7 protein-coding genes are annotated in these 7,964 nt (G+C 31.6%); all 7 read right to left on the bottom strand.

Translation table 11 applies throughout. The annotated features are described in order from the left end of the window. Nucleotides 1-9: 9 nt before the first annotated feature. Complete coding sequence (locus B3040_RS05500) at nt 10-1,155, bottom strand: S1C family serine protease (protein WP_291571011.1); 1,146 nt, start codon at nt 1,153-1,155, stop codon at nt 10-12. A gap of 42 nt (nt 1,156-1,197) precedes the next feature. Next, nucleotides 1,198-2,625, bottom strand: a complete 1,428-nt coding sequence (locus B3040_RS05495; RefSeq protein ID WP_291571010.1) for a sensor histidine kinase — start codon at nt 2,623-2,625, stop codon at nt 1,198-1,200. Beyond that, complete coding sequence (locus B3040_RS05490; RefSeq protein WP_291571007.1) at nt 2,625-3,311, bottom strand: response regulator transcription factor; 687 nt, start codon at nt 3,309-3,311, stop codon at nt 2,625-2,627. The genes B3040_RS05495 and B3040_RS05490 overlap by 1 nt, the downstream gene beginning before the upstream one ends. A gap of 302 nt (nt 3,312-3,613) precedes the next feature. Beyond that, nucleotides 3,614-4,570: a ribose-phosphate diphosphokinase gene (locus B3040_RS05485; protein ID WP_017414775.1), complete on the bottom strand. Its 957-nt coding sequence runs from the start codon at nt 4,568-4,570 to the stop codon at nt 3,614-3,616. 40 nt (nt 4,571-4,610) lie between these two features. After that, complete coding sequence (gene glmU / locus B3040_RS05480) at nt 4,611-5,981, bottom strand: bifunctional UDP-N-acetylglucosamine diphosphorylase/glucosamine-1-phosphate N-acetyltransferase GlmU (protein WP_291571065.1); 1,371 nt, start codon at nt 5,979-5,981, stop codon at nt 4,611-4,613. A gap of 514 nt (nt 5,982-6,495) precedes the next feature. Next, the gene (spoVG, locus tag B3040_RS05475) at nt 6,496-6,783 is read right to left on the bottom strand and encodes a septation regulator SpoVG (protein WP_017414777.1); all 288 of its coding nucleotides are present in this window, start codon (nt 6,781-6,783) and stop codon (nt 6,496-6,498) included. 300 nt (nt 6,784-7,083) lie between these two features. Next, on the bottom strand, nt 7,084-7,908 hold the full coding sequence (gene purR / locus B3040_RS05470) for a pur operon repressor (protein ID WP_291571003.1): 825 nt from the start codon (nt 7,906-7,908) through the stop codon (nt 7,084-7,086). Nucleotides 7,909-7,964: the final 56 nt, after the last annotated feature.

Genomic DNA, 7,964 nt, shown 5'->3' with positions numbered 1-7,964 from the left:
ATACTACTTTTATTTCTGATTAACTTTTATTTTAATATCCAAAATCTTATACTGTCCGTTATTAAATACTTTGCACTTTACTATTTCTTCCGAAGTAACTTTTTTTATAGCTCTATTCATATCTTTTATATATTTAATCTTTTCTCCATTAAATTCCATTATTATATCTGTAGGTTGTAATCCTGCTATATAGGCCTCACTATTTCTTATTACTTCTTTTACATAAACGCCCTGAACTCCCTCTTTACTTTCAGGAATTGCTTCCTCAGCATGAATTCCTATAACTGTTCTTAGCAAGTTTTCTCCATTTAGTATTTCATTTATAAATTGCTTTGCATCTTCTATAGTCATATAGAAGCTACTCTTTATAGTACCTTTAGCATGATTCATAGCAATACTATTTATACCAATAAGTTCTCCCTTAGTGTTACACAAAGCACTACCACTATTAATGGAGCTTGGAGCAATATTAGTTTGAATAATATTTAATGCAGAATGAACTCCAGTATTTTTATCCACAGTTATTAAAGGTTCACTAACGCTTATTACACTTCCATTCTTTATGTTTTCATTGAAGGCTCTTCCCACAGGATTTCCTACACTCAAAACCTGATTTCCATGTTCTAACCCCACAGCACTGCCTAATTTTATAGGTGGCACTGATTCAGTTTCAATTTTTATTACAGCCAAATCATAGGTGGTATTAACCCCAATAATACTTGCTTCATAGACTAAGTCATTATAAAGCTTAATCTTTATAGCCTTTGCATCATCTACTACATGGTAATTAGTAACTATATATCCACCTTCCTTGAAGACTACTCCAGATCCACTGTCTATTTCCATTACTCTTTCTGAGTCTCCTATAACCTTGACAATGGATACCACAGACTTAGCCACCTTACTCCCTATTTCATTATAATTAACTTCATTGGTTAAATTTGATACTGTATCTTCTTCATTTGCTGCGCGATTTTTTGACACTGTAGTGCTGTTCAATATGAATGCAGTACATACTCCTGACACAGAAGCTACCACTAAATATACTATAGTAAACGCTATAAACCTTTTCTTATAGTTTTTCTTCTTCTTGTTGAACTTAATCTTTCCACTATAATCCTCTTCCATATTGTTTGATTCTTTAAAGCTATCCACAGTGTCACCTCACTAAATACCTTTATAAAATTATTATATATTCTATATTTTTTTACCCAAACTTAATGTAAATGTAAACATAACTCCATTTTCCTTATTTTCTACCCATATTTCTTCATCAAATAATGTGATTATTTTCTTTACAATAGAGAGTCCAAGACCCGTACTAACTTTTTGGGTTCTCGATTTATCTCCCTTGTAAAACCTATCCCAAATATACTTGATATCTTCCTCTTGGATAGCCGGTCCTTCATTAAATATGGATATGAAAGCTTTTTTCCCCTTGCTCTTGCATGAAATAGTTACAAGTCCACCCTCATCTGCATATTTAATAGCATTATCTAAAAGATTGGTTATAACCTGCATAATTTTATCTTCATCCGCCATTGCTACAAGCTCATCTTCTTCAAAAAAAACTTGAACATTGAGTTTCTTATCTTTAACTCTTGCCTCATTCCTAAGTATACAAAGTCTTACAACTTCATTTATATCTAAGGCCTTCATTTGAAGCTTAAACTTTCCTGATTCTACTGCGGAAAGGTCTAAAAGTTCATTGATAAGTCTTGTAAGTCTTTGAATTTCTTCGTAGGCTATTTTTAAGTAATATTCCTCTTTTTCCTTTGGAATAACTCCATCTAAAATCCCACCTATAAAACCTTTTATAGATGTTATTGGAGATCTTAATTCATGAGATACGTTAGAAATAAACTCTTTCCTATTCTGCTCTACCTTCTCTAAGGAATCCGCCATTACATTAAAGGATTCTGCAAATTCTCCGATTTCATCATGGGATTGAACCACAACTCTCTTATTCACATCTCCAGCCGCTATTTTTCTAGCCACCACATTCATCTCAGAAATTGGGGTAACAATTATTTTTTTAATAGAATAATAAATTACAATACTGGATGCAATAACTGCTATTACAGTTGAAATCCAAATGATTTTAAATACATTATTTAGAGATTTATTAAGAGTTGACATTGACACATTAATAATTGCTGCTCCATTAAATTGTCCATTTTGACCTTTAATAGGTTCTCCTAAAACATAAAACTTCTCATGAAGAAAAAAGTTGTCGTAATTGCTGCTAATAAGCTCAAAATAACTTCCTTGGCTTAAAGTTTCTAGTTGTTGAACAAAAAGTTGCTTACCTATGAATGGCTTAAATTTATTAGAAGTTGCTACATAAACATAACCACTTTTATCAATTAGCAATATATCATCATTGATATACCCCGAAATGAATCTTATAGACCCATTTAGCTCTTCATATGGTATTCCACCCTGCAAATATTCATTTGCAAGTCCTTCAATAATGGAAACCTGATTGCTTAACTGTTCTTTTCTATTTTTGATGAAATAGTCCTGAATCCAATAGGATAAAAAAGCCGCTATAATGGTAAGACTTATGGAAATTATTATAGTATAGGTTATTACCATTTTAGTAAACAAGCTGTTTTTAACCATTACTTCACCTCAAATTTATAGCCTACACCCCAAACAGTTTCAAGTTGCCAAGTATCTCCACCAGCAATCTTTTCTCTCAATCTTTTTATATGAACATCTACTGTCCTTGAATCTCCTGGGTAGTCATATCCCCAAACTTCACATAATAATTGTTCTCTTGTAAAAACTCTATTTTTGTTACTAGCAAGATAATATAACAGTTCGAATTCCTTAGGTGGCATTTTTATTTCCTGCCCCCTATAAGTTACGTTATAGGAATTAACATCAATAACTAAATTCTCAAAGGATAACGTTTCCTTATTGTCTACTTCTGAAGTGTATCTTCTTAATACCGCTTTAACTCTAGCCATAAGCTCTTTTGGTTCAAAAGGCTTAACTATGTAGTCATCTGCTCCAAGTTCTAATCCTAATACTTTGTCAAAAGTTTCTCCCTTTGCAGTTATCATAATAACTGGAGTTTCATGCTCTTTTCTAATCCATTTTAGTACATCTATTCCATCCATGTATGGAAGCATCACATCAAGGAGTACTAAATCTGGTTTAAAGCTCACAAACAATTCCTGTGCTTCCTTTCCATCGTTTCCAACCTTTGTTGTGTACCCTGCACTTTCTAAATACATCTTTAAAACTTCACTTATATTTTTATCGTCATCAACAACTAATACCTTTCCAATTGTACCTTCCATATTAAATCCTCCACTCTAAAAAAATTTCTATATAAACTCTACACTCTTTTAAATCAATTTAATATTATGCTTACACATAATCTATATTGATTCTTTAGAACTTTTCAGACATACATACATTTAACTTTTGCCTTAGAAGCCCGTGTCTTCTATTTTACACCATTTTTACTTTGTATTATATAATAATATCCAATAAATTTGAGAAATTTTCTGTAAAATTAATATAATTAACAAAATATTTATAAAAAACATGCGTTANNNNTAACGCATGTTTTTTATAAATTATATTCTGTCAATTATTCTTAGTCAAATAATTTACTTACAGAGACATCTTCATAAATTCTCTTAATAGCTTCTGCAAAGATTGGCGCTACAGATAAAATTTTAATCTTATCTATTGCTTTCTCTTCTGGCAGATGAATTGTATCTAGCATTATTAATTGCTTAATAACCGAATCCTGAATTCTTTCAATAGCAGGACCTGATAATACTGCATGAGTACAGCAAGCATAAACTTCTTTAGCTCCCATTTTTACTAAAGCATTAGCTCCGTTACAAATAGTTCCTGCTGTATCAATCATATCGTCAATTAAGATAACTCTTTTACCTTTTATATCCCCTATAACATTCATAACTTCAGCCACGTTTGCCTTTGGTCTTCTCTTATCTATAATTGCTATTGGTGCATTTAATCTATCAGCAAATTTTCTAGCTCTTGACACACTTCCAAGGTCTGGAGAAACAACAACTACATCTTCTTGGTCTGCAAAGCCATTTTCAACAAAGTAGTTACTTAGTATAGGTGCTCCCATTAAGTTATCTACCGGAATATTGAAGTAGCCTTGGATTTGAGCTGCGTGTAAGTCCATAGTTAAAACTCTATCAGCTCCTGCAGCAGTAATTAAATCTGCAACTAGTTTTGCTGTAATTGGATCTCTTGCCTTAGCTTTTCTGTCTTGTCTTGCATATCCGTAATAAGGCATAACGGCTGTAACTCTTCCTACTGATGCTCTCTTAAAGGCATCAATCATTATTAATAACTCCATTAAGTTATCATTAACTGGTGCACTTGTTGGTTGAATTACAAACACATCAAGTCCTCTAACAGTTTCTGCAATGTTTACAGATATTTCTCCATCGCTAAAAGTCCCTACTTGAGACTCACCAATTTTAAGTCCTAGTCTATCTGCGATGTCTTGAGCTAGCTTTGGATAAGAATTACCTGTGAAGATTTTAATGTTTTTTCCATGAGTTATCATTATGTATAGTCCTCCTATTTTGTTTTATTTGTGTTATTATTTATTTTTTGTTGTATTTTTCATAAACCCAGTTTTCTTTGTTTACTTGCTTTGCTCTAGCAATTGCAAGTGAACCTTTTGGCACTCTATGGGTAATTGTAGACCCCGCTGCAATATAAGTGTCCTTTTCTACAACTACAGGAGAGATAAGATTTGAGTTACATCCAATAAATACATTATCTTCTATAACAGTTTTATTCTTACTTTTACCATCATAATTTACAATTACTGTTCCACAACCAAAGTTACAACCACATCCTACTTCTGCATCTCCTATGTAAGTTAAGTGAGACACCTTTGTTCCATCACCAATAGTTGATTTTTTAATTTCTACAAAGTCACCTATTCTTGCATTCTTACCAATATGAGACTCTGGTCTTATATATGCAAAAGGACCTACCGTAGTATTTTCTCCAACATTACTGTCTAGAACTACTGAATTTTGCACTGTAACATTATTTTCAATAACAGAATTACTAATTCTATTGTTTGGGTACAGAATACAATTATCTTTAATTACTGTATTTCCTTGAAGCATATTTCCTGGATAAATCACAGTATCTTTTCCAATCTTAACATTCCAATCTATATAAGTAGATTTTGGATCAATGATTATTGCTCCATTCTCCATATGTTTCTTATTAATTCTTTCTCTCATGATAGTTTCAGCTGCTGCTAGTTCTACCTTGGAATTTACTGCGGTAATTTCCTCTACAGTTACGTCAACAGCCCCAACCTTTTTTCCTTCTTTTTTTAGAATTTCAATTACATCAGTTAAATAGTATTCCCCTTGATTATTATTGTTATTAAGTTTTGATAAGGTATTTAAAAGATCTTCGATATCAAAGCAATACATTCCTGAGTTAATTTCCTTAACCTCGATTTCTGCTGGAGTACAATCTTTAAACTCTACTATTTTTTCTACTTCACCTTTAGAATTTCTTATAATTCTACCGTATTTTGCTGGTTCCGCCATTATTGAAGTTAGGATTGTTGCATTATAGTTTCCTTTTTCATGATAATTAACTAAGTTATTAACAGTGCCTTCTGTAATAAGAGGACCATCTCCTACAAAAATTGCAACTGATCCAGTTTTACCTTTTAGGAATTCCTCTGCACACATTACTGCATGACCAGTACCTAATTGCTCCTCTTGAACTGAGTAGTAAATATTTCTGCTTTCGGTACCCTTTCTAACTTTTTCAGCACCTTTTCCAATAACTACATTTACATCTTCTATATTGCAACTTCTTATGTTATCTATTACATGGTTTATCATTTCCTTGCCACACACTTGATGTAGTACCTTTGGTGTATCAGAATTCATTCTCTTCCCTTCACCAGCAGCTAAAATAATAGCACATTTATACACTCTCAACACCTCTTTAATAACATTTTTCAAGGCTATTCCCGCATCTTCTTCAAAGCATAACCTCTATATGAATGAATATTTATTAAGAGTTTCCACTCCTTCTAAAATTACCGAATAAAGTAACCTTATTCACCATTTAACGAATAATATATACTCTTGTAGAAAAATCATTAGTGATCCCCATATATAACATTCCTCTTTATTATATTTTATGTGACAAACTTTTTCAATAACCGAAGGCTTTATTAGAAAATTCAATTAACATTCACATATTTTTATTATGTTCGTATTATATTACATTTTTGTGGAATGCTTATTGTGTAAAATTGAAGCTGTGAGAACTTCATTGTTGGAAATATCCTTATTAACCATAGGAATTGTAGTCAAGCTTAATTGCTTATAACTTTAATTATTATGAATTTTTATTATTAACAACTAAAACTTATGGTAACAGTAACTTACAATAAGGGTATTTATTTCAAAATAAAAAAAGGAGATAATTACTCCTTTTTTCTTAGTTACTTATTTCATCTACTAAAGGCTCTTCATTTTTAACTTTTTCGTATTCATCAAGAATTGCCTTTTGTATTTTTTCTCTAGTTTCTGTATTGATTGGATGTGCTATGTCCTTAAATTCTCCATCTGGAGTTTTTCTACTTGGCATAGCGATAAAGTTTCCGTTTTGTCCTTCTATAACTTTTATATCATGAACAACGAATTCATTATCTAAAGTTATAGATACGATAGCTTTCATTTTTCCTTCACTAGCTATCTTTCTTATTCTCACATCAGTAATTTGCATGTAATCCACCTCCAAGATGTTGTTGAATTAGTTATTCTCCATTTCCATCGAAAATCCTTCTAATATTCTGAAAAATTTAATATTTTAAGTCAATTTAACACATAAATTTATCGACATTTATGGAAAATAATTACTAATACTACTTTGCATCAGTTCCCTCTTTTGTATAATGTATATATTTTCCCCTCATATAAAGCAAATTTGAGAATTTCACTTTTATGTGAATTCATTTAGGATTTTTCAAAGATTTTTATATACAATATTAAAAATATAACCTGGAAGCTTATATAACATGAAGAATTACATGTTTTTAGAAGGGCTAACTATAGCTACTCCTTCTTCATCTATGCCTGAAAACTCCACTAAGGAAACATAATCTTTTACAAGCTTATCTTTCATCTCTATGTTGTCAATTAAGAAGCCACAACCTAAAAGTTCGCTGTCGAATTCATTAAGCAGCTCCCTTATGCCCTTAGCAGTTCCTCCTGCTCTCATAAAATCGTCAATGAAAATACATTTGCTATTTTTATTCATTGATTTTCTTGAAAGAGACATGGTTTGAAGTCGATTGCTTGAACCTGATACATAATTAATGCTCACTGTGGTTCCTTCTGTGAACTTGGTATCATGTCTTACTGTAACCAGCTGAATCCCTAGTTGCTTTGCTACCTCATAAGCAAGTGGAATACCTTTGGTTTCTATAGTTACAACATAATCCACCTCTAGATGTGAAAACCTGGATGCTAGCGCTACTGCTGCATTGTGTATTAGAGCTGGATTATAAGCAATATCAGTAATATATAAAAAGTTTCCTGGGATTACTCTAGAACTTTCTCTTAGTGCTTTACAAAGTTCCTGTAAAAACCTATCTTTCTCACTATTTGATATATTATTTATAAACTTAACTCCACCTGCAGCACCTGCAACGGTTTCAACCTTTCCCATTGATAGCTCTTCTAATATTTCTCTTACAATAACTATATCTTCACTAACAGTAGACTTAGCTGCATTAAATAGTTCTGTAAAAGTGCTTAAATTTATCACTGTATTAGGATTTTCAGTCAAAATTTTAGTAATTCCAACTACCCTTTCATTTCTACTAAACTTATCATTACCTTTTCCCATGGCTATACAAACCTTTCCGAATCTTTATTATTATACTTTTATTATTTTATAGTTTT

The sequence above is a fragment of the Clostridium sp. UBA4548 genome (assembly GCF_002387895.1).
Classification (GTDB): domain Bacteria; phylum Bacillota; class Clostridia; order Clostridiales; family Clostridiaceae; genus Clostridium_J.
The sequence above is the reverse complement of the archived record's forward strand: the minus strand, read 5'-3'. Positions and strand labels throughout refer to the sequence as shown.

Coding starts and splice junctions, on each gene's coding strand:
- B3040_RS05495 (WP_291571010.1), bottom strand. CDS start 2,625: ATGGTTAAAAACAGCTTGTTTACTAAAATGGTAATAACCTATACTATA.
- B3040_RS05490 (WP_291571007.1), bottom strand. CDS start 3,311: ATGGAAGGTACAATTGGAAAGGTATTAGTTGTTGATGACGATAAAAAT.
- B3040_RS05485 (WP_017414775.1), bottom strand. CDS start 4,570: ATGATAACTCATGGAAAAAACATTAAAATCTTCACAGGTAATTCTTAT.
- spoVG (WP_017414777.1), bottom strand. CDS start 6,783: ATGCAAATTACTGATGTGAGAATAAGAAAGATAGCTAGTGAAGGAAAA.
- purR (WP_291571003.1), bottom strand. CDS start 7,908: ATGGGAAAAGGTAATGATAAGTTTAGTAGAAATGAAAGGGTAGTTGGA.